Annotated in this window: 15 protein-coding genes; 6 read left to right on the forward strand and 9 right to left on the reverse strand. The window is 71.9% G+C overall.

Translation table 11 applies throughout. The annotated features are described in order from the left end of the window. Nucleotides 1–120: 120 nt before the first annotated feature. From ACX6XY_RS12730 to lipB, 4 genes are all read right to left on the reverse strand, one after another. Nucleotides 121–822, reverse strand: coding sequence for a DUF4191 domain-containing protein (locus tag ACX6XY_RS12730; protein ID WP_460329454.1), 702 nt, complete (start codon nucleotides 820–822; stop codon nucleotides 121–123). A gap of 87 nt (nucleotides 823–909) precedes the next feature. Next, nucleotides 910–1,113 carry an SCO2195 family GlnR-regulated protein gene (locus ACX6XY_RS12735; protein ID WP_460329456.1) on the reverse strand — a complete coding sequence of 68 codons (204 nt, stop codon included), beginning with the start codon at nucleotides 1,111–1,113 and terminating at the stop codon, nucleotides 910–912. 304 nt (nucleotides 1,114–1,417) lie between these two features. Further along, nucleotides 1,418–2,383 (reverse strand): lipoyl synthase, encoded by a 966-nt coding sequence (locus tag ACX6XY_RS12740; protein WP_460329458.1) that lies wholly within the window; start codon nucleotides 2,381–2,383, stop codon nucleotides 1,418–1,420. Nucleotides 2,384–2,509: 126 nt separating this feature from the next. Next, complete coding sequence (gene lipB, locus ACX6XY_RS12745; RefSeq protein ID WP_460329460.1) at nucleotides 2,510–3,376, reverse strand: lipoyl(octanoyl) transferase LipB; 867 nt, start codon at nucleotides 3,374–3,376, stop codon at nucleotides 2,510–2,512. A gap of 241 nt (nucleotides 3,377–3,617) precedes the next feature. On the opposite strand from lipB, the gene ACX6XY_RS12750 reads away from it, so the two are divergent. Next, entirely contained in the window at nucleotides 3,618–5,060 is a 1,443-nt protein-coding gene (locus tag ACX6XY_RS12750) for a regulator (protein WP_460329462.1), read from the forward strand. A 257-nt stretch (nucleotides 5,061–5,317) separates the two neighbouring features. Continuing rightward, nucleotides 5,318–12,640 carry a LamG domain-containing protein gene (locus ACX6XY_RS12755; RefSeq protein ID WP_460329464.1) on the forward strand — a complete coding sequence of 2,441 codons (7,323 nt, stop codon included), beginning with the start codon at nucleotides 5,318–5,320 and terminating at the stop codon, nucleotides 12,638–12,640. Nucleotides 12,641–12,694: 54 nt separating this feature from the next. Here ACX6XY_RS12755 and ACX6XY_RS12760 read toward each other — a convergent pair whose 3' ends face one another. Continuing rightward, nucleotides 12,695–14,062, reverse strand: coding sequence for an FAD-dependent oxidoreductase (locus tag ACX6XY_RS12760; RefSeq protein WP_460329466.1), 1,368 nt, complete (start codon nucleotides 14,060–14,062; stop codon nucleotides 12,695–12,697). Nucleotides 14,063–14,282: 220 nt separating this feature from the next. Continuing rightward, nucleotides 14,283–15,272, reverse strand: a complete 990-nt coding sequence (locus tag ACX6XY_RS12765; RefSeq protein ID WP_460329468.1) for a TIGR01777 family oxidoreductase — start codon at nucleotides 15,270–15,272, stop codon at nucleotides 14,283–14,285. A gap of 61 nt (nucleotides 15,273–15,333) precedes the next feature. Here ACX6XY_RS12765 and ACX6XY_RS12770 point away from each other — a divergent pair, with 61 nt between their 5' ends. Continuing rightward, nucleotides 15,334–15,828 (forward strand): GNAT family N-acetyltransferase, encoded by a 495-nt coding sequence (locus ACX6XY_RS12770; protein ID WP_460329470.1) that lies wholly within the window; start codon nucleotides 15,334–15,336, stop codon nucleotides 15,826–15,828. 14 nt (nucleotides 15,829–15,842) lie between these two features. Here the strand turns inward: ACX6XY_RS12770 and ACX6XY_RS12775 are convergent, their stop codons facing one another. Next, the gene (locus ACX6XY_RS12775) at nucleotides 15,843–16,364 is read right to left on the reverse strand and encodes a DUF4240 domain-containing protein (RefSeq protein ID WP_460329472.1); all 522 of its coding nucleotides are present in this window, start codon (nucleotides 16,362–16,364) and stop codon (nucleotides 15,843–15,845) included. A 311-nt stretch (nucleotides 16,365–16,675) separates the two neighbouring features. On the opposite strand from ACX6XY_RS12775, the gene ACX6XY_RS12780 reads away from it, so the two are divergent. After that, nucleotides 16,676–17,614 carry an SDR family oxidoreductase gene (locus tag ACX6XY_RS12780; RefSeq protein ID WP_460329474.1) on the forward strand — a complete coding sequence of 313 codons (939 nt, stop codon included), beginning with the start codon at nucleotides 16,676–16,678 and terminating at the stop codon, nucleotides 17,612–17,614. 55 nt (nucleotides 17,615–17,669) lie between these two features. Here the strand turns inward: ACX6XY_RS12780 and ACX6XY_RS12785 are convergent, their stop codons facing one another. Beyond that, nucleotides 17,670–18,680, reverse strand: a complete 1,011-nt coding sequence (locus tag ACX6XY_RS12785; protein ID WP_460329476.1) for a helix-turn-helix transcriptional regulator — start codon at nucleotides 18,678–18,680, stop codon at nucleotides 17,670–17,672. A 166-nt stretch (nucleotides 18,681–18,846) separates the two neighbouring features. Between ACX6XY_RS12785 and ACX6XY_RS12790 the strand changes: the two genes are divergently transcribed. Together ACX6XY_RS12790 and ACX6XY_RS12795 are read left to right on the forward strand one after the other, a co-directional pair. Continuing rightward, the gene (locus tag ACX6XY_RS12790; RefSeq protein WP_460329478.1) at nucleotides 18,847–20,391 is read left to right on the forward strand and encodes a sodium-dependent transporter; all 1,545 of its coding nucleotides are present in this window, start codon (nucleotides 18,847–18,849) and stop codon (nucleotides 20,389–20,391) included. Continuing rightward, nucleotides 20,391–20,498, forward strand: a complete 108-nt coding sequence (locus ACX6XY_RS12795; RefSeq protein ID WP_460329480.1) for a methionine/alanine import family NSS transporter small subunit — start codon at nucleotides 20,391–20,393, stop codon at nucleotides 20,496–20,498. Before ACX6XY_RS12790 ends, ACX6XY_RS12795 begins: the two co-directional genes overlap by 1 nt. Nucleotides 20,499–20,554: 56 nt before the next feature. Here ACX6XY_RS12795 and ACX6XY_RS12800 read toward each other — a convergent pair whose 3' ends face one another. Beyond that, a complete protein-coding gene (locus tag ACX6XY_RS12800) occupies nucleotides 20,555–21,193 on the reverse strand; it encodes a hypothetical protein (protein ID WP_460329482.1) in 639 nt (212 codons plus the stop codon). Between the last annotated feature and the right edge of the window lie 139 nt (nucleotides 21,194–21,332).

Here is a 21,332-nt window from a genome sequence, read left to right on the forward strand (position 1 = left end):
GGGGGGCGCGGCCGGGGGGGGGGGGGGGGGGGGGGGGGGGGCCCCCCCCCCCCCCCCCCCCCCCCCCCCCCCCTCCGGCTTCGGGAAGAACGAAGAACGCGGGAAGCGCGGGAAGCGCGGTCAGCGGCCCTGTGGTCCGCCGCGCGGCATCTTCATGCCCTTGGGCATCGGGCCCTTCGGCAGCGGCATATTGCTCAGCAGGTCGCCCATCGCCCGCAGCCGGTCGTTGGTCGCGGTGACCTGCGGTCCGGTGAGCGTGCGCGGGAGCTTGAGCATCTTGGTGCGGAGCTTCTTCAGGGGCACCTGGCCCTCGCCGTTGCCGACGATGAAGTCATGGACCGCCACATCGCTGACGACGCGCGCCATCTTCTTCTTCTCGGCGGCCAGCAGGCCCTTCACCCGGTTCGGGTTGCCCTCGCCGATCAGCACGATGCCCGCCTTGCCGACGGCGCGGTGCACCACGTCCTGGCTGCGGTTCATGCTCACCGCGGGAGTCGTCGTCCAGCCGCGCTTCATGTTGTCCAGGACGGCGGCCGCCGCGCCGGGCTGGCCGTCCATCTGACTGAACGCGGCCCGCTCGGCCCGGCGTCCGAAGATGATCGCCATCCCCAGGAAGGCGAGCAGGAAGCCCAGAATTCCCAGGTAGACCGGGTGGCCGATCAGAAAGCCCACCGCGAGGAGTACACCGAAGGTGACGATTCCCACAGCGGCGATCACAAGACCGATCTTGGGGTCGGCCTTGCGGGTCATCTTGTATGTGAGAGCGATCTGCTTGAGTCGCCCTGGGTTCGCAGTGCTCGCTGCGTTGTCCTTCCTCGCCATGCTCTGAAGTTTACGTGTCCGTGGTGCGGGCTACGACGCGCGGGCTGTGACCTACGACGCGCGGGCTATGACCTACGCCGCGGCGGGCTAAGACCTGCGGGCCGCGCTCACCGAGTCGAGCACCCGCTGCGCCTCCACCCGGTCCTTGGCGCGACGCCGGTCCTCGACCACGGACGTCCAGGCGTTACGGCGGGCGGTGCGCTGGCCACGGCTCATCAGCAGCGCCTCGACGGCGCGCAGGGCGTCGGTGACGGACGGGATGGCGGTGGCGCGTACGGGCGCGGCCTGCATGGCGGGGTCCCCTCTGGAAGGCGGTGCGCGGGTGAGCGGCTGCGGTGCGACTCGGCGTGAGCAGCGATGCGACTCGGCGTGAGTACAGCGTCACTGCTTGGTGTTACCAGCGCGTGACCCGCTGGTCAAACACCCATGAAACCTTGATGCGGCCGGGGCGAAGGACGGCGCGGCCCGTACACCGCCTCCGACCTGCGGAGGGGGTACGGGCCGCGCCGTCTCGGCCATTACTGACCGGTAGTTTCTTGTGCGTGAATTCACACGCGTCCGGGCTCCAGGGCCCGCGGGGTCTGCCGGGGGAGTCTCAGACCGCCTGTGACGCGACGTACTCGCCGCGCTTCTCGATCGCCATCTGGTAGAGCCGCCCCGCGCGGTACGAGGAACGCACCAGCGGGCCCGACATCACGCCGGAGAAGCCGATCTGCTCGGCCTCCTCCTTCAGCTCCACGAACTCCGCGGGCTTGACCCAGCGCTCCACGGGGTGGTGCCGCGGCGTCGGACGCAGGTACTGGGTGATGGTGATCAGCTCGGTGCCCGCCTCGTGCAGCTGCCGCAGCGCCTCGCTGACCTCCTCGCGGGTCTCGCCCATGCCCAGGATCAGGTTCGACTTGGTGACCAGACCGGCTTCGCGCGCCTTGGTGATGACCTCCAGGGAGCGCTCGTACCGGAAGCCCGGACGGATGCGCTTGAAGATCCGCGGCACCGTCTCGACGTTGTGCCCGAGCACCTCGGGGCGGGATGAGAAGACCTCGGCCAGCTGGTCGGGGTCGGCGTTGAAGTCGGGGATGAGGAGCTCGACCTTGGTGTAGCCGTCGGCGCGGTCCGCCGTCATCGCGTGGATCTGGCGCACGGTCTCGGCGTACAGCCAGGCGCCGCCGTCCTCCAGGTCGTCGCGCGCGACGCCGGTGATCGTGGCGTAGTTCAGGTCCATGGTGACCACGGACTCGCCGACGCGGCGCGGCTCGTCCCGGTCCAGGGCCTCAGGCTTGCCGGTGTCGATCTGGCAGAAGTCACAGCGCCGGGTGCACTGGTCGCCGCCGATGAGGAAGGTCGCCTCGCGGTCCTCCCAGCATTCGTAGATGTTGGGACAGCCCGCCTCCTGGCACACGGTGTGCAGACCCTCGCTCTTCACGAGCTTCTGCATCTGCGTGTACTCGGGGCCCATCTTCGCCCGAGTCTTGATCCACTCGGGCTTGCGCTCGATGGGGGTCTGGCTGTTCCGGACCTCCAGACGCAGCATCTTGCGTCCGTCGGGTGCGACAGCGGACACGTCCGGCTCCCTACGACTTCGATTCTTCGGCGTCCACCAGGGTACGCCCGTTATTTGTACGGCCCTACGTCCTGCCAACCTCTGGCCCTAGGGTCGCATTCCCGCGGAGCTCGGGCAGGCCAGCCCCTACGCGGTCGCCCGCTCGGCCTCGTGCTCGGCCTCGTGCTCGGCCTCGTGCTCCGTCTCCTGCTTCGCCTCGCGCTCGATCACGCGCGGCCTGAGCACGGCGTCGGCCAGCACATCCCGCAGGTGCCGCTCCAGCACCGGCGCCACCTCCTCGATGGTGACGTCCCGGCCCAGCTCGCCCGCGAGCGAGGCGACGCCCGCGTCCCGGATGCCGCACGGCACGATCCGGTCGAACCAGGTGTTGTCCGGGTTCACGTTCAGCGCGAAGCCGTGCATCGTGACGCCCTTGGCGACCCGGATGCCGATCGCGGCCAGCTTGCGGTCCTCGCGGCGCTGCCCGGCGTTGGACGGCGCGTACTCAGGGCCGCTGAGACGCGGGTCGAACTCGTCGTCCGTCAGCCGCGGGTCCGCCGGCCTCGGGTCGAAGTCCAGCGCCAGGCCGCCGAGGCGCTGCTCCACCGGGTCGCCCAGGACCCACACGCCGCTGCGGCCCTCGACCCGGCTGGTCTCCACGCCGAACTCGGCGCACGTACGGATCAGCGCGTCCTCCAGGCGGCGCACATGCGCCACCACGTCCACCGGGCGCGGCAGCTTCAGGATCGGATAGCCGACGAGCTGTCCTGGACCGTGCCAGGTGATCTTGCCGCCCCGGTCCACGTCGATGACCGGGGTGCCGTCCAGCGGGCGCTCGCTGTCCTCGGTGCGCCGCCCGGCCGTGTACACCGGCGGGTGCTCAAGGAGAAGGCAGGTGTCCTCGATCTCGTCCGCGAAGCGCGCCGCGTGCACCCGGCGCTGTTCCCGCCAGGCCTCCTGGTACTCGACCGCGTCCTGGCCGAAACCCATTCGGACGAATCGCAGCTCACTCACTTCGGGCGCCTCCAGACTCGTGCACCGTGCGCTGATCGCGCGCTTCCAGCCACTGTACGGGGGCTTTCCGGTACGGGGCCGGGTGCCCCCGAGCGGTCCGCCGAGCGGCCCGTCTCACACGATCGGATGAATGCCTGGCCAAGCGGGCGATGAGGCCGGTGAGGGCCGCTACATTCACGCCGTTCGGCGGCAGGACTGAGGGCTGCTCCCGGCGCCCGGAAGGCAGGAGACCGCACAGCTGATGACGGAACGACCCCCGCAGCGCACGCCCAACCGCCAGCTCGCCGCGCTTATCGCCGAGGCCGGGTTCTCCAACGCGGGCCTGGCCCGCAGGGTCGACCAGCTCGGCCTTGAGCACGGCCTCGACCTGCGGTACGACAAGACCTCGGTCACCAGGTGGCTGCGCGGCCAGCAGCCGCGCGGCACGACACCGGCGCTGATCGCCGAGGTCTTCACCCGCAGACTCGGGCGTCGGCTCTCGGCTCAGGATTTAGGTCTTGACGCCTGCGCGCCGGTGTACGCGGGTCTTGAGTTCGCGGCGTCCCCCGAAGAGGCCGTCGACATCGTCGGCGGGCTGTGGCGCAAGGACTCCGGCAGCCACACCGAGCTGCGGAAGATCGCCTTCACGCCCGCGGGCCTCGTGGTGCCGAGCCGCGACTGGCTGATCGGCCGCGCCGACGAGCGCGTGGGGCGCGTCGAGCCGCCGCAGGGGCCGCGCGTCCCGGTCCAGGGGCGGCAGTCGGTGCCCCGGCAGCGCCAGCAGACCGAACGCGGGCCCGGACAGCGGGTCGGCTCCGGGGACATCGCGGCGCTCCGCGCGGTCGGCGAGCTGTTCCGCGCCCTGGACCACGCCTACGGCGGCGGGCACGCGCGCCAGGCCCTGGTCCGCTACCTGGAGCACGAGACCGAGCCGATGCTGCGCGGCCTGTACGGCGAGGCCACCGGGCGGCGGCTGTTCGCGGCGGCCGCCGACCTGACCCGGCTGGCGGGGTGGACCTCGTACGACATCGCGGCCCACGGGCTCGCCCAGCGCTACTTCGTGCAGGCGCTGCGGCTCGCGCAGGCGGCGGGGGACCGGGCGTACGGCTCGTACGTCCTGATCACCATGAGCCGCCAGGCGGTCTATCTGCGCCATGGCCGGGAGGCCGTCCAGCTGGCGCGGGTCGCCCAGCAGGGCGTCGGGTCGGCGGCGCCGCCCGTCGTGCAGTCGCTGCTGCACGCCGTCGAGGCGCGCGGGCACGGGGTGCTCGGCGAGGTGCGGGCGTGCACCGCCTCGCTGGTGCGGGCGGAGCGGGCGCTGGCGACGGCCAGGCCGGGGGACGAGGTGCCGTACTGGGCGCGGTTCTTCGACGAGTCGCAGCTCGCGGACGAGTTCGGGCACTGTCACCGGGACCTCCAGCAGTACCGGGCGGCGGCGCAGCACGCGGAGCGCTCGCTCCAGCTGCGCGCGCCCGCGTACGCCCGCTCGCGCCTGTTCTGCCGGGTCGTACTGGCTACCGCCCGGCTCGGCCTCGGCGAGCTCGACCAGGCGTGCTCGCTGGGCGCGGAGGCGGCGCAGCAGGCGGCGGAGATGCGCTCGGCGCGGGCGAACGAGTACGTACGCGACTTCGAGCGCCGCTTGGAGCCCTACCGCGACGCGGCCCCGGTGCGCGGCTACCGCGACCGCGTCGCGGCCCTCGGCTGACGACGCCCCCCCGCCCCTGCCTGGCCGCCCCTGGGCAGGGCGGCCATCCTCCGGCCCTGTCGTGGACGGCGAAGTCCAGCCAGCTGACGCACAATCAAGTCATCTGTTCCTGAAGCGATTTCGCAACCGTCTCGCCATCGAAGCCCCCCATGCCAGACTGATCGGCGCATCCCGAGGGACGCGCCGCAAGTCCATCGCCGCTCCGGACCGCGGGAGGAACCGGAGGCCCGGCGTCCATGCTCGTGGGAGGGGAAACAGTGACGTCTCAGGATTTCTTACTCAAGGTCTACGGGGACCGGTCGTACCGGCACGTGACCATGGCGCGGCACCAGGGCACGACCATCGCGTTCGCGATGGACGCGTCCCGCCGGCTCGTCTACTCCGTACTGGACCTGTCCGGGCCGTCGGCCAAGGGCGAGGCGGATGCCGCGTACTGGAGCGAGAATCCGGCCGAGCTGGTCTTCCCCCGAGAACTGGCCGAGGTGGGGTACGCCGTCGTCGGCGCGACGGCGATGCCGACGGTCAAGCGGGGCGGGGCCGAGGCGGCCGCCGCCGAACGGCCGAAGGCCGGGGAGACGGACCCCTTCCTGTCCACCACCGCGCGGCTGACCGCGGACGCCCCGTTCCACGTCATGTCCGACGGGACGTATGTGGTGGTGCTGCGGCAGTCGGTCGGAGGGACGCACCCCGACGCGGTGTTCAAGCTGACCGGTGGCGGCTGCTCGGGTGACGCGTCCCGCACGGACTACGTGCTCAGCGACGGCAAGAAGGCGCCGCTGGTGCGCGACACCCTGCTGTGCGACCGGTTCCTGCTCGTGGACGGCAAGCTCAAACCGGTCCTGGAGGCGCGCTACAAGCGCAGCAGGCACGCCACCCTTCCCGAGTCCGCCAAGGACAGCCTGGGCACCGAGGACATGGAGGGCCGCCCGTTCTACGAGCCGACCCAGGAGCTGTCGTTCGTCCGGAACCTGACCCAGGGCCGGTTCGCCGCGGTGCTCGTGCCGACCGCGGTCAGCGGCGTGCAGCGCTGGCAGCTGTTCGCCCACAACGACGCCACCGGGCGAATCGACTCCTTCAACATCGAGCAGGGCGCGCAGGGCCTGTTCAACACCCAGGGCACCCGTTTCTACACCAGCCCGGACCCGCTCTACCGGGACGCGGTGTTCGAGCGCAGCCCTGGGACCTGTCCGTTCACCGGGCGCGAGCTGGTGCCGGTGACGAGCAGCGAGGGGCACGCGGAGACCGCGCTGCGGCTGTCCGGCGCCGACCCCCACGTCGACCTGGGCGATCCGGCGGCGCTGCGGTTCGACGGCAGGCCCTACACCATCGAGGCATGGGTCAAACCGACCTCCCACGGCGGCCCGGTGCTGGCCAGGGCCGGTGAGTACGTGCTGGCCGTGGACGCCGCCGACCTGGTGAGCCTCACCCACGAGGGCGCGCCGTCGGCACTGCTGTCCACCGAGCCGGTCCCGACGGACCGGTACACCCACATCGCCGCCGCCTTCGACGGCACTGCCGCGAAGCTGTACGTCAACGGCAAGCCCGTCGGCAGCGGGGCGCTGCCGTTCGCCCCGGCCACCGGCGTGAACACCCTGGTCGGCAAGGACTCGTCCGGCGGCGTTGACCAGAACTTCGAGGGCGACATCGACGAGCTCCGGATCTGGGACCGGGTGCGTTCCGCCACCGAGCTCACCGAGGACATGAACCACCGGCTGATCGGCAACGAGCCGGGTCTGGTGGCCTACTACCGCTTCGACGAGGGCGCGGGGAGCGCCGCATACGACCAGACCGACCGGGCGCTGCACGGCACTCTCGGCGGCGGCGCGCGGTGGAGCGGCTCGGATGCCCCGGTCGGCGACCACCCCGGCGTGCGGCGCGACAGCTTCGTACTCAAGGGGCGCTCGGTGGCGTCCGGCATGTCGGCGGTGCTCTACCACCAGCAGGAGAACGTCGTCGCCGGGTACCGCCCCGACCCCAAGCCCGCCAAGCGGCAGGCTCGGGTGATGCTGGCGTTCGCCGCCAAGTACGGCCACAACCCGTGCCTGGCGAGCCTGGACTTCGCGGTCGGCCGCGACGGCCGGCTGGCCCAGGCGCCGGACGTGTTGGACCCGACGGTGCTCAAGCGGCCGACGAAGGGCCAGGACTCGGAGCAGGTCAGCGCCCTCCAGCAGTTGATCAGGCGACTGGAGCAGGAGGTGGCGGCCCTGCCTCCGGAGATCGACCGGCTGGCCGCCACCGCGGGCAAGGCGGCCGAGCGGCAGGCGGAACACGACCGGCTGAAGCCGGGGTTCGACGACCTGGAGCGGCGCTACTTCGCCGAGAAGGACCTGGTGACCTCCTGGATTCACGAGGTGGAGGTCAAGAACCCGCGCGAGGTGAAGGGCACCACAGCGCAGCGGCTCTTCGCCTTCGCCGCCTCGACGGACGACTCCGGGGTGATTCTCCTCCCTGAAGAGGGCCCCCGGTCGACCTGGCGGGTGGAGGCCGTCGGCGAGAGCCAGAGCGGCCTGCCCTGCTACTTCCTGGTCGCCCACGAACTGAACAAGGACCTGCGCGTCGCAGGCAACTCGACGGCGGAGAACGCCAGGCTGGGCACGGTTGCCTCCCGCGAACCGAGCAACCAGTCCGCGCATTTCCTGCTGGTTCCCGACGGCGAGTACGTCCGCATCGCCAACCGCAGGAGCCGCCTCCCGATCGGCCTGCCCGCCGCCGCCCAGAACCTCATCCCGGTCCAGTCGAGCGAACACATCAAGGCGGAGTCGGGCCTGTTCCGTATGACGCGCCTGTCCATGCACTCAGGGGTGGACGTGCGGTACTTCGCGGCGAAGGAGAAGATCGACGCCGCCCGCGCCCTGGTCCAGGAGGCGAGGACCGCCCGGCAACGGGTCGCCGAACTACAGCTCGCGCTGACCGCCAAGCAGGCGGAACTGCAGGACGCTCGGGACCGGTTGGCTCGCCTGTCGAGCGCACTGCAGGGCGACGACGACCTGACGGTGGCGATGCCGCTGCTCGCGGTGGACCGCACCGGTCTGAGCCTGTCCGGCGGCCTGCTCGAGTTCGCCCGCGGCACCGACCGGCCCGCACTGCTGGACAGCGGCACCGGCAACGTCGTGCTGTACTTCCGCGGGTCCGACGACCAGTTCTTCGCCGTGTACTACGACACCGCCGTCGTCCGCGGCGCCCAGACGCTGGCCGGGGACGGCGGCACGCTCACCTTCGTCGCCCGCGATCCGGGCCTCACCCTGGACGGCGCCGTCATCAAGGTCAGTAACGGCGACGCCCCGAGCCGCTGCGACCTGACCGTCACCGTCGGCACCGACACCGAGACCTGGAAGTCCCTGCCCCGCAAGGCCGACCAGATGGCGGCCGCCCTGGCCGGGAGCCCCGGCCGGCCGGTAACGGTGGGCGCGGTCGCACGCGTGACCGGCAGCACCGTGGAGCTCGCCGCGGCCACCACCGCCCCGGTCCCGGCCAAGGCCCACCTCATGATCGGCGGCACCGGGTACGCCACGGACGCGGACGCCCCCACCGGTTCCAAGACGCTCACCCTCACCACGGCGGGCACCGCGATCAAGCCCGGCGACAAGGTCGGCCTGGTCGGCTACGACTGGGACCGGGCCGAGTCCACCCGGCCCGGAGTCCTGCTGTCCACCGGCTCTCGGCTGATCTCCCTGACCACGGGCGGGGTCGACTCGGCGCCCAACGGCACCGCCCGTGCGAGCATCACCGGCCGCGGCTGCCGCTGGCGGGCCGAAATGCCAGGCCGGGCCTTCCTGTTCGACGGCAAGGACCAGTACCTGACACTGCCCGCCGCCAAGCTGCCGAGCGTCACCCCGACCGGCGACCTGACCCTGGAAGCCTGGGTCAACCCCGAGACGGGACAGGGCCGGATCATCCACGCCAGGACCGACGAGTCCGCATACTCGCTGGCGCTCACCCCCGCCGGGCTCCCCGTCAAGCGGTTCACCGGCGACACCAAGACCGAGCTGACCCCCTCACTCGACCTGTCTCATCGCGACTTCACCATCGAACTGTGGGCCAAGCGCAGCCAGTCCCGCGGCCGCCGCGAGCCGCTGCTGACCCACGGCACGCCGACCGGCCGGGTGGACCAGACCCTGCACCTGCACTACGAACCGAACGACGCCTTCGGCTTCGGCCTGTTCGGCGACGACCTGACCACCACTGAGTCCTACCCGGACCTGGAGTGGCACCACTGGGCGGCGGTGTACAAGGACGCCACCCGCGAGCAGATCCTCTACCGGGACGGCACCAAGGTCGCCAGCCGCACCGCCACCGGCGCGTACGCCGGCAACGGGCCGCTGATCCTGGGCCACCAGCCCTTCACCGGCGCCTACCTCGACGGCCAGATCGACGAGGTCCGCGTGTTCGGCCGGGCGCGCACCCAGCAGGAGATCTCCGCCGAACGCCACCAGCGGCTCTCCGGCCGGGAGCCCGGACTGCTCGGCCACTGGACCTTCGACGGGACGGGCAGCCCCGCCTCGCCGATCAAGGGCTACCAGGTGGTGGCCCGAGTGGGCGACCGCGTGCTGCGGTCGGCGGAGCGCTTCCCCTGCAACGAATGGGCGCACCTCGCCGCCGCCTTCACCCAGTCCTGGGCGCTGCGCCTGGACGGTGGCGGGGGTCTGTCGGTGGCCTCGCAGAACGCGCTGGACGTCCTGGAGGACCTCACCATCGAGGCGTTCGTGCGGATCGAACGGCTGGGCGCCCCCATGGGCCTGCTCGCCAAGGGCACGGTCGTCGACGGCGGCCGGGACGGCGTCCCGTACCAACTGAGCGTCCTGGCCGACGGCCGGGTGGAGTTCGCCTTCGCCGAGGCCGACGGCACGGCCGTCCGGTACACCTCCGAGCGGGCCGTCACGGCCGGCGCCTTCCAGCGCGTCAGCGTGGTGCGGCAGCGCCGCGAGCGAGACGTCTCCGCCGCCACCCCGGCGAACGCGAACCTCCAGCCCGAGCAGGACATCCGCTTCTACCTCGACGGCGTGCCGGCCGGCAGCCATCTGTACAGCGGCTCCGGCGCGCAGTCCAACACCAGCGAACTGGAGATCGGCCGCGGCTTCCGCGGCGTCCTGGGCGAGGTGCGGCTGTGGAACACCGCGCGGCCGTCCGTCCGGCTCGGTCTGCCGGTCACCTCGCGTGAGAAGGGACTCGTGGCCCGCTGGGCCTTCGAGGAGAACACCGGCAACGTCACCCTCGACTCCTCCGGCTCCTTCCCGGCGAAGCTGCGCGGCGCCCGCTGGACCCGCGACCCCGACCCCACGGCCAGTCCGCTGCGGCTCTACCGCAACGGCGAGCCGCTGTCCGTGGGCCCGGCCACCGCGCAGGACACCGGCGCCTGGGGCGACCGCCAACTCGCCCTGGGCACACGCCTGGCCGGGGGAAGGCCCACCGAGCTGCTGGCCGGAACGCTGGAAGAGGTGCGGATCTGGCGTACCGTCCGCACGCGGGAGCAGATATCCGACAACCTGTTCACCCGCCTGCGCGGGGACAAGCAGGACCTGCTCGGCTACTGGCCCTTCGACCGGGACTCCACCGCACCCGGCACCACCTCGGTGCGCGACGAGGGCCTGCGCGGCAACGACCTGGGATTCTCCGCCAAGCGGCCGCGCATCCTGCTCTCGACCGCGCCGGTGTCCACCGACACCGCACAGGTGCGCTCGGCCCTCGCCGACGTCCGCACCCCCTTCCACGACACCGTCGCCGGCGCCCCCGGCGCCACCGAGTACGCGGACCTCCAGTTCGACGCCAAGGGCGACGCGCTCGGCGTGCTCAAACGCTGCTACAGCTTCGTCCGCGACGGCCGCTGGCACCTGGTCACCGGCTACAAGGTGGGCGACCTGGTCACCGAATGGGTCGGCCAGGCCCAGTTCGACCCGCAGCTCATGGGCTATGTCGAGGGCGCCCCGCCAGTGCCTTCGGAGAACCTCACCGCCAAGGAGGCCGGCTACGCCGGCGCCTCTTCGGTGGAGTTCACCGAGGCCGACCAGGTGGTGCAGAGCCTGTCCTCCAGCAGGACCCGCAGCGTGAACGCCGCCTTCAACTTCGCCCTGGGCGTCGAGACCGACCAGAGCGTCCTGGCGATCACGGCGCCGATGGGCTTCGGCACCGCCAGCCCGCTGGCCGAGGGCGGGATGAAGTTCGGCGTGTCGGGCAGTCTGGAGTACGCCAACACGTGGAGCCAGGACACCAGGGTCAGCCAGGGCCGGAACACCGTCCGGAAGACCCGTCTGACTCTGACCGGCCACACCGAGGACCCCGCCAAGGTACTGAACGCCGCGATCGGCCGACGGTACGTGCCCGCCAACACCGGCCTGGCGCTGGTGCAGTCGCAGACCGCCGACGTCTTCGCCCTGCGCCTGGCACACACCGGCGCCCTGGTCGCCTACCGGATGCTGCCCAACCCGGACATCCCGCTGGACTGGAACGTCATCCACTTCCCGATCAACCCCCGTTACACCAAGCAGGGCACCCTGGACGGCGCGGTCGGCTTCGACGACCGGGGCAAGGTCCTCGATCCCGACTACCCCACCGCCGCCGACTACGGCGAGTACAGCTACTTCAAACCGAAGGACGCCTACGCGCTCAAGCGCCGGATCACCCGCGACCAGCAGCGGCTGCACGCCTTCTACGAGTCGATCTCCACCGATCCGCACCGCCGGGACCCGGCCGAGACCCAGGCCGCGGCACTGCTGCGCTCAATGGGCATGTCCACCGGGCAGCAGGAGACCGGCCGCAGCACCGCCGGCAGCGCCGCCGCCAACGGCTTCTCGCACCGGGACCTGGTCAACACCTACGTCTGGACCGCGCAGGGCGGCTTCTTCACCGAGACCGCCGAGGCCACCGACGCCGTCACCGAGACCACCTCCGGCTCCTACGCCTTCAGCGGCAAGTTCGGAGCCAGCTTCGAGGGCGGCTTCGGCGCCCTCGGCATCGGTTGGTGGGGCCAGCTGGACGCATCGGTGGGCGGCGGCTTCAGCACCACCCGGACCAAGGGAAAGGACGCCTCCCGCTCCTTCGGCCTGAACGTCCAGTGCGCGCCCTCGGGCGACCTGCAACGCCGCGACAAGGACGGCAAGCCGGTCTACGGCGTCGCGGGCAAGCCGCTCCTGGTGCCGGGCAAGGTGGACGCCTACCGCTTCCTCACCTTCTACCTCGGCGAGAACAGCGCCAACTTCGACGACTTCTACCACAAGGTGGTCGACCCGACCTGGCTGTCGGGCAGCGACGCTCCCGACGCCGCCGCGCTGCGACAGACCCGTCAGAACTCCGCGAAGCCCCCGTGCTGGCGGATTCTGCACCGCGTCACCTACGTCAGCCGGGTGCTGGCGCCCGTCCCGCCGCCTGGGGCGCCGCCGCTGGAGAAGGCCATGCGCGCCGAGGACATCGACAGCAACTACGAGCTGATCAAGCGCCTCGAACCGTACGTCCGCCCCGCCGCCACCAGCGCCGCCGCCCTCGCCGCCGCCACCCGCGACACCCTGGCCGCCCAGTTGCCCGAGCTGCTCCCGCACAGCGCCGAGATCATCGACTACCTCGGCCGCTACTTCGGTATGGAGAACTGACAGCCGCCCGGCCCTCCGCCACACCGGAGGGCCGGGCTGGTCAGCGTGCGGGAGCTACGCGGCCGCGGGCAGGCGTGCGGCCGTGTCCGGCGTGGGCAGGCCGAAGTCGCGGAGTGCGGCGTGCGCGGCGCGGCGGCCCGAGACGAGAGCGCCCTGCACGGTGCTGGTGTCCCGGTGGTCGCCGCACACGTACAGCCCGGCGAGCACCCGGACCGGGCGGCGCGGATCGTGCGGCGGCGGCATCGCCGGGACGGCCTCCGGGTCGTGGTGCACGGCGATCAGCTCCCAGTCGGCGGTGGACGTGCCGTACAGGGCCGCCAGATGGGCGCGGACCTCCGGTTCGGCGGGCGGCGGGCCGAGCACCGTGGAGGAGATCAGCGGGCGGCCCGACGGCGCGCGCGCCGGGTCCACCGCGCTGATGACCGCCGTATGCGAGACCGGCCCGCGGCGGTCCGCGTCGAGCAGCAGCGCGGGCCCGGTCGACGGCGGCTCGGGCGCGGTGTGGTGCAGCACCGTCACCGGGTGGAAGGACGGCATCCGCAGTCCGGGCAGCAACTCGGCGGCCTGCCGGGCCCCGGTCGCCAGCAGCACCGCGCGGCAGCGCAGTTCGCCGTGCCCGGCCGTGCGTACCGAGGTGGTGGAGATCTCCACGGCCTTCACGCCGGTGCGCACGGCGCCCGGCGGCAGCGCCGCGGCCAGCAGCGCGGGCAGCGCGTCGGCGCCGCCCGCGGGCAGACAGAGGCGGCCGCGCGCGAAGCCGCGCAGCGCGAGCTCCGCGCACCGGCTGGACGTGGTGAGGTCCGGGTCGCACAGCAGCGCGGACAGCAGGGGGCGTACGAAGCCGTCGGCGGCGCGCGACGGCAGCCCGCGCGCGGGAAGCGACGCCTGCGCCGCCAGGGCCTGCCGGGCGGGCCGCTCCGGACGGGCCAGCAGGCGCTGGACGGGGGTGGCCGCGAGCCGGGCCAGATAGGCGCCGAGCCGGGCCTGGTCGAGCGAGCTGCCCAGCGGCGGCCGGGCGCTCCGGGGGGCGCTCGCGAAGGCGCGCGCCGCAGAGAACGCGCCTCTCGCGCGCCCCCCGCTCCCGCCCGCGCCGCCGGGGCCGTCCAGGCCGCCGCCCGGCTCCCAGGTCCGGTGCTGGCGGCCGTCGCTGTGCACCAGGACCCCCGGAGCGAAGGGCCTCAGCTCCAGGGCGTCGAGGCCCGGCGTGCGGCGCAGGTCCGGGTACGAGGTGGAGAGCAGCTGTCCGATCCGGTCGAGCCGGAACCCGTCGACCGCTTCCGTGGACATCCGCCCCCCGACGTAGGGGGCGGCTTCCAGGACCAGGGTGCTGACTCCGGCGCTGGTCAGCTGATGGGCCGCCGAGAGACCCGCGACCCCGGAACCCACGATGACGACGTCCGCTTCTTGCGAGGGTTCAAGCACGTGTGCCCCTCCCAGAGGTTGAGCGGCTGATGGGGACCTCATGCCCTCAACAGGGGCTAGCGATACCCGAGTTCGCCACGAGGGTAGGGGCGGGCGCGGCCGGTCGCAGTCGCGCACCGGCCGTGCACGGTCGCACACCAGTCGCACACGGCCGCCGACGCGAACGGAGCCGCCACAGCCGCCACAGCGGCCACAGCGGCCACAGCGGCCACAGCGAGGGTCAGCGCAGCGCCGCGCCGATCGCACCGTCGATCGTCGGGAACGCGAACCGGAACCCGGAGTCCAGCAGCCGCTTCGGCAGCACCCGCTGACTGCACAGCACATCGCCCGCCATCTCCCCGAGCACCACCCGCAGCGCGGGAGACGGTGCGGGGAACAGCGTCGGGCGGTGCAGCGCGCGCCCCATCGCGGCCGTCACCTCGCGGTTGGTGACCGGGTTCGGGGCCGTCACATTGACCGGCCCCGACAGGTCGTCGGACGCGAGGAGACGCCGCAGCGCGGCCACCTCGTCGTGCAGCGCGACAAAGCTCCAGTACTGCCGCCCGCTGCCGAGCCGCCCGCCGAGCCCCGCCTTGAACAGCGGGAACATCCGGCCCCAGGCGCCGCCCTCGCGCGCCACCACCAGACCGGTGCGTGCGAAGACGGTCCGCACCCCCGCGTCCACGGCCGCGCCCGCCGCCTCCTCCCACTCCACACACAGCGACGGCAGGAACCCGTCACCGGCCGGGGCGCTCTCGTCCACCGCGCGCCCCCCGGTGTCGCCGTAGTACCCGATCGCGCTGCCGCACAGGAACACCCGCGGCGGCTCGTCCAGCGCCGCGACGGCCTCGGCCAGCGCGGTGGTGCCGAGCACCCGGCTGTCCCGCAGCTCCCGCTTGTACGCGGCCGTCCAGCGGTGGTCGCCGACGCCCGCCCCGGCCAGGTTCACCACGGCCGTGCACCCGGCGAGCCCGCCGGTGTCCACGTAACTCCGCTTGGGGTCCCACTCGACCTCATGGTCGACGCGCGCCGCCCTGCGGACCAGCCGCAGCACCCGGTGCCCGTCCGCCTCCAGCGAGCGCACCAGAGCGGAACCGATGAGCCCGGACGCCCCGGCGACAGCGATACGCGACTCCGGTCCCGATCCCGGTCCCGATTCCGGCCCCGATTCGGGTCCTGATGCCGGTGCCGGTGCCGATTCCTGCGTGGGTTTCCGCGTGGGTTCCTGCATGGGTCCATCCTGCCCCGTACGACGCCTGACGGCAGGGGGTCTACGGCCGTACAGTGACCGCATGTCCGACGCGCGCATACGTCCGGCCCGGCGCACCGACGAGGCGGCGCTCAGCCGTCTGGACCACGACACCTGGTCCACGCTGCACTCCGTACAGCCGAAGCCGACCGGGACCGAGCCGTTCTTCTCGGACCGGGTGCCGCCCGAGCGGAACCTCGTCGCCGAGTGCGCGGACGGCCGGATCGCGGGGTACGTCCGGCTGCTCCCGGCCTCGTCGCTCGCCGTCCACGTCCACGTACGGCAGATCCAGGGCTTCGCCGTCGCCGCGTGGGCACGCGGGCGCGGCATCGGCCGCGCGCTGGTCAGGGCGGCCTGCGCCGACGCGCGCGACCAGGGCGCCTCGCGCGTCACGCTGCGGGTGCTCGGGCACAACACCCCGGCCAGGAAGCTGTACGAGACGGAGGGCTTCGAGGTCGAGGGCGTCCTGCCGGGCGAGTTCCTGATCGAGGGCGGGTACGTGGACGACGTCCTGATGGGCCGCTCGCTCAAGCCGTAGCGCACGGCGGTGTGTCACTCCGGGGCGAAGCGGTCCCACAGCCTCGGGTAGTAGCGCGCCAGCGCCGCGTCGTCCTCGAAGTCGATCGGCGTGCCCTCCGGCTCCGCGGGCGCGGGCGCGATCCCCAGATCGGGCGCGACGGCCCCGGTGAGCTGCTCGTACGCCTCGTCCGCCGCGTAGCCGAGCTCCTCGCCGTCCCCGTCGATCTCCTCGTCGAACTCGTCCAGCAGCTCGGCCAGCGAGTCCGGGTCGTGCAGCGCGCCCTCGAAGACCTCCCGGCCCTGCCCGATCAGCCAGCACCGGAAGTAGTCGAACGCGTCGTCGCTGGCCCCGTCGAGCAGCACACACGCGGCGCCCCACAGGTCCCAGCGGTAGGCGCGGTTGTAACGGGCCTCGAAGTGGCGGGCGAAGTCGAGTACGACGTCCGGGTCGAGCCGCAGCAGGCGTTCGACGAGCAGGTCGGCCTGCTCCTCGGGGTCGCCCTGGGCGTCCTCGCGGGTGCTGTCGACGATCTCCCAGAACTCCGTCTCGTCCATCGGTCTCCTAGCGAGGGGACCACCGGCTTCAGCCGGTGGGGGGAATGGCTTCCCTGGCCTGTGATAATCTCGTTACGCTCCGTAAGGGGTCGGTTCGGGCTGGACCGCAACCCTCGGGTTGGAAGCCCCCCTCCTTCAGATGGGGAGCGGAGTCACCACCGCTCCAGGATCGTCCCTGGAGGGTGCCAACGCACCCGGAGTGCGCGGATTCATCGGCCCGCCCGCGGACTGGTCACAGACCGACCGCGGGTGGGCCGAATCGCTCGGCAATGGCGTCAGAAGATGTCGGGTATCGGTGCCAGGCTCGACGTATGGGATTCACGACAGAGCAGAGCAAGCCGCTCGACGGGAAGATCGCCCTCGTCGCGGGCGCGACACGCGGCGCGGGCCGGGCCATGGCCGTGGAGCTCGGCCGGGCCGGGGCCACGGTCTACGCGACCGGCCGTACGACACGGGACCACGTCAGTGAGGTCGGACGGCCGACCGAGACCATCGAGGAGACCGCCGAACTGGTCACGGCGGCGGGCGGCGCCGGCATCGGCGTCGCGGTCGATCACCTCGAACCCGAGCGGGTGCGGGAGCTCGTCGATCGGATCGACCGCGCGCACGGCCGTCTGGACATCCTGGTCAACGACATCTGGGGCGGTGACGCACACGTCCAGTGGGGCCGGAAGCTGTGGGAGCACGACCTCGACGAGGGGCTGCGGGTGCTGCGCCTCGGCATCGAGACACACCTGGTCACCAGCCGGTACGCGCTGCCGCTGCTGATCAGGAACCGCGGCGGCCTGGTCGTCGAGGTCACCGACGGCACCGCGGAGTACAACGACAGCCACTACCGCGAGCCGCTCTACTACGACCTGGCCAAGGCCGCGCCGATCAGGATGGCGCGCGGCCTCGCCGAGGAGCTCGCGGAGTACGGCGGTACGGCGCTGTGCCTCACGCCCGGCTGGCTGCGCTCGGAGTTCATGCTCGACACCGCCTTCAAGGTGACCGAGGAGAACTGGCGGGACGGCTGCGCACAGGACCCGCACTTCGCCATCTCGGAGAGCCCGGTCTTCGTGGGGCGCGCCCTGGCCGCGCTCGCGTCCGACCCCGAGGTGTCCCGGTTCAACGGCCGGTCGCTGTCCAGCGGCGGACTCGCCAAGGAGTACGGCTTCACGGACGTCGACGGCTCGGCGCCGGACGCCTGGCGCTATATGACCGAGGTCGTCGGTGCGGGCAGGGAGGCGGACGTGACCGGATACCGGTAGTCGGGACGCCGCGCCGCGTGACCGGTCCCCGCGCTACCGGCAGCGCGGGGACCGGTCATCCGCTCCGCTCGTACGACTCGGCCATCCGGGTGGCCGCGGCGGCGAGTCGCGTCCGCAGCTCCGCGGGCTCCCGCACCTCGGCCTCCGGGCCCAGCGACAGCAGCTGGGAGTACGCCACGTCCAGGGACTCCACGGGCAGCGTGACCGTCACCCGGCCCTCGGCGTCGGGCTCGTCGGCGGCGTCCAGCGCCTCGCGGGCCGCGGCGCCGTCGGTGACGTACGGCAGCCGGCGGGCGCCCGCGGCGGAGAGCCGTACCACCGCCTCGGCGCGCAGGAGGGAGCGGGCGAACTGGGCCGCCCGCCGCTGCCAGAAGTCCGGCAGGTCGAAGTCCTCTTCGCGCGCGAAGTGTCCGGCGAGCGCGGACACGGCGGTGAAGCGGTCGATCCGGTACACCCGGAAACCGCCGGCGGTTCCGGTGTCGGACGACCCGCCGGAACCGTCCGTCGCGCGGGCGCACAAGTACCAGACGCCCGCCTTCAGCACCAGCCCGTACGGTTCCAACTCCCGCTCCGCCTCGGCGCCCTGGCGGCGGTACACGGCCGCGACACGCCGGTCGTCCCAGACCGCCTCAGCGAGCGCGGGCAGCGCGTCGGGCGTCCGCGGCTCCTGGTACCAGGCGGGGGCGTCCAGATGGAAGCGCTGTGCCACGCTCCGCGGGGCGTCCCGCAGCGAGGGGAGCAGCGCGGCGGAGACCTTGAGACGGGCCGCGGACGCCGCCTCCGCGAGCCCCATCTCGCGCAGCGCGCCGGGCAGTCCGGACAGGAACAGCGCCTCGGCCTCGTCCCGGCCGAGGCCGGTGAGGCGGGTACGGTAGCCGCCGACCAGCCGGTAGCCGCCGCCCCGGCCCCGGTCCGCGTAGACCGGGACACCGGCCTCGGACAGCGCCTGGGCGTCGCGGGTGACGGTCCGCTCGGACACCTCCAGTTCCCGCGCCAGTTCGGCCGCGGTCATCGCGGGGCGGGCCTGGAGCAGAAGAACCAGTTTGATGAGTCGGGCTGCGCGCATGGCCGCATTGTGCCGCGCGTCGGCCTGGACGGTGTCGCGCGTCGGCCTGGACGACCGGACGCGGCCCCGCTGCTAACGTGCTCTCGAAATCGATCACATGCTTCCCGATCCGGTCGTATCCGGACCTGGGTCGTATCCAGCCCAAGGCACGCAAGGGGCGCACGCTATGTCCAACCAACCCCGCGAGCAGTGGGGCACACGCGCAGGATTCCTGCTGGCCGCGATCGGCTCAGCCATCGGGCTCGGCAACATCTGGCGGTTTCCCGCCGTCGCCTTCGACAACGGCGGCGGCGCGTTTCTGCTGCCGTACCTGATCGCGCTGCTCACCGCCGGTCTGCCGCTGCTCATCATGGAGTACTCGATCGGGCGCAAGTACCGGCAGTCGCCCCCGGCGGCGTTCCGCCGACTGGCCCGCCCGGCCGAGGCGATCGGCTGGTGGCAGGTCGCGATCTCCTTCGTCATCGCCACCTACTACGCCGTGATCCTCGCCTGGGCGGTGCGGTACGTCGGCTTCTCGGTGGGCCAGCAGTGGGGCGACGACCCCGCGGCCTTCCTGATCGGCGACTTCCTGAAGGTGGCCGACGAGCCCGGCGGCATCTCCTCGTATGTGCCCGGTGTGCTCTGGCCGCTGATCGCCATCTGGGTGGTCGTCCTGATCATTCTGGGCTTCGGCGTCCGGCGGGGCATCGAGGCGGCCAACAAGATCTTCATCCCGCTGCTGGTCGTCTTCTTCCTGATCCTGGTCGTCAGGGCGCTCACGCTGGACGGCGCGGAGATCGGTCTGGACGCCTTCTTCTCGCCGGACTGGGCGGCGCTGAAGGACAGCGGCGTCTGGGTCGCGGCCTACGGCCAGATCTTCTTCTCGCTGTCGGTCGGGTTCGGCATCATGGTCACCTACGCCTCCTATCTGCGACGCCGCGCCGACCTCACCGGGTCCGCGCTGGTGGCCGGACTCGCCAACAGCTCCTTTGAACTGCTGGCCGGTATCGGCGTCTTCGCGACGCTCGGCTTCATGGCCGCCTCCACCGGGGGCCAGGTGGACGACGCCGGCGGCGGCCTGGTGCTGGCCTTCATCGCCTTCCCGACGATCATCTCCGAGATGCCCGCCGGGGCGTTCTTCGGCGTGCTGTTCTTCGGGTCGCTGGTGATCGCCGGTCTGTCCTCGCTGATCAGCATCGTGCAGGTGGTCGTCTCCGCGGTGCAGGACCGCACCGGAATGAGCCGCGGACTCGCCGTGTTCGGCGTCGGCGGGGCGGTGGCCGTGGTGTCGATCGTGCTGTACCCGACGGACAACGGGCTCAACTACCTGGACGCCGCGGACCACTTCATCAACCAGTACGGCATCGCGTTCGCGGCGCTGGTCAGCGTGATCGTGGTGGGATGGCTGCTGGGCAAGCTGCCGATGCTGCAACGGGACGCCGACGCCACATCGGCGGTCAAGCTGGGCCACTGGTGGAAGATCTGCCTGGGCGTCATCACCCCGGTGGTGCTCGGCTGGGTGCTGGTGGACTCGCTGATCGACGAGTTCGACAAGAACTACGGGGACTTCTCCACCGGATTCCTGCTGGCCACCGGGTGGAGCGTCGCGATCGGCGCGCTCCTCGTCGGCATCCTGATCTCGCTGATTCCCTGGCGGCAGGCCGACAAGGACGCCGCGCTGGACGCGGACGGCGCGGACGGCGCGGACGCCCCGAACGAGAGGAAGAGCTGATGTCGACGGGTGCCGTGGTGATGATGGTCGTGTCCATCGTCATCGTATGGGGCGGCCTGGCGGCCGCCATCCTCCGACTCCGGTCCCACCCGGACCCGGAGGAATGACAGCGAGCGGGGCCCCGGCGTGTGAGAACGCCGGGGCCCCGCTCACCACTGGTGTGTCAGTACTTGCACTGCCATGTGCGCGGGCAGAGCTTCTTCGCCATGTTGTCGGCGAACTTCTTCCATGTCTGCTTCGCGAAGGACTTGTTGAGCGAGTCCGGCACGCTCGGGCTGGCGACATAGGCCCAGACGCGCAGCTTCAGGTTCTTGTTCGAGTCCTGGTACCACTTGAAGTACACCTTGGAGCCAGGGCCGTCGAAGTGCCCCTTCTGCGCGGTGAACTGCCAGCTGTAACCGGCGCGGTCGTAGTACCGGACCGGAGCGTTCTTGCAGAAGATCCCGGAGGCGCAGGCCTTCAGCTTGATGTACTGGCCGTTGCCGGGGAACTTCTTGGGCGCGCCGCTCACCGGGAAGACACAGTTGAAGCAACTCTTCAGCTTCGCCCAGGCCTTGCTGGGGTGGGCCTTCACGGTGGGCCGTCCGCCGCAGCCGACGATGCTGCTGGTGCAGTCCTTCTTGACCGTGAAGCGGTAGTCGTACAGTTTGCGGAGCTTGGGGGCCTTCGCCGCCTTTATGGCGACGGTCGTCTGAACGGCCGCCACCGATGCGGACTTGGGGGCAGGGGTGCTGGCGGCCGCCACGGCCGGACCGCCCAGCAACATCACGCCTGCGAGCAGGGCGATGAGGATCTTCCTCATGAAGATACGCGCCTTCCTGTGGGGAGTTGACGCGCAAGATCGTAAAACGGCGCAACGGCCGGTGGGGACCAGTTTGTTCGCCTGGTCCCCACCGGCCGCTGTACTGCCCCGCCGCCCGGCGGGCGCCGGGGGCTGGGCT

Source organism: Streptomyces sp. O3, assembly GCF_054788135.1.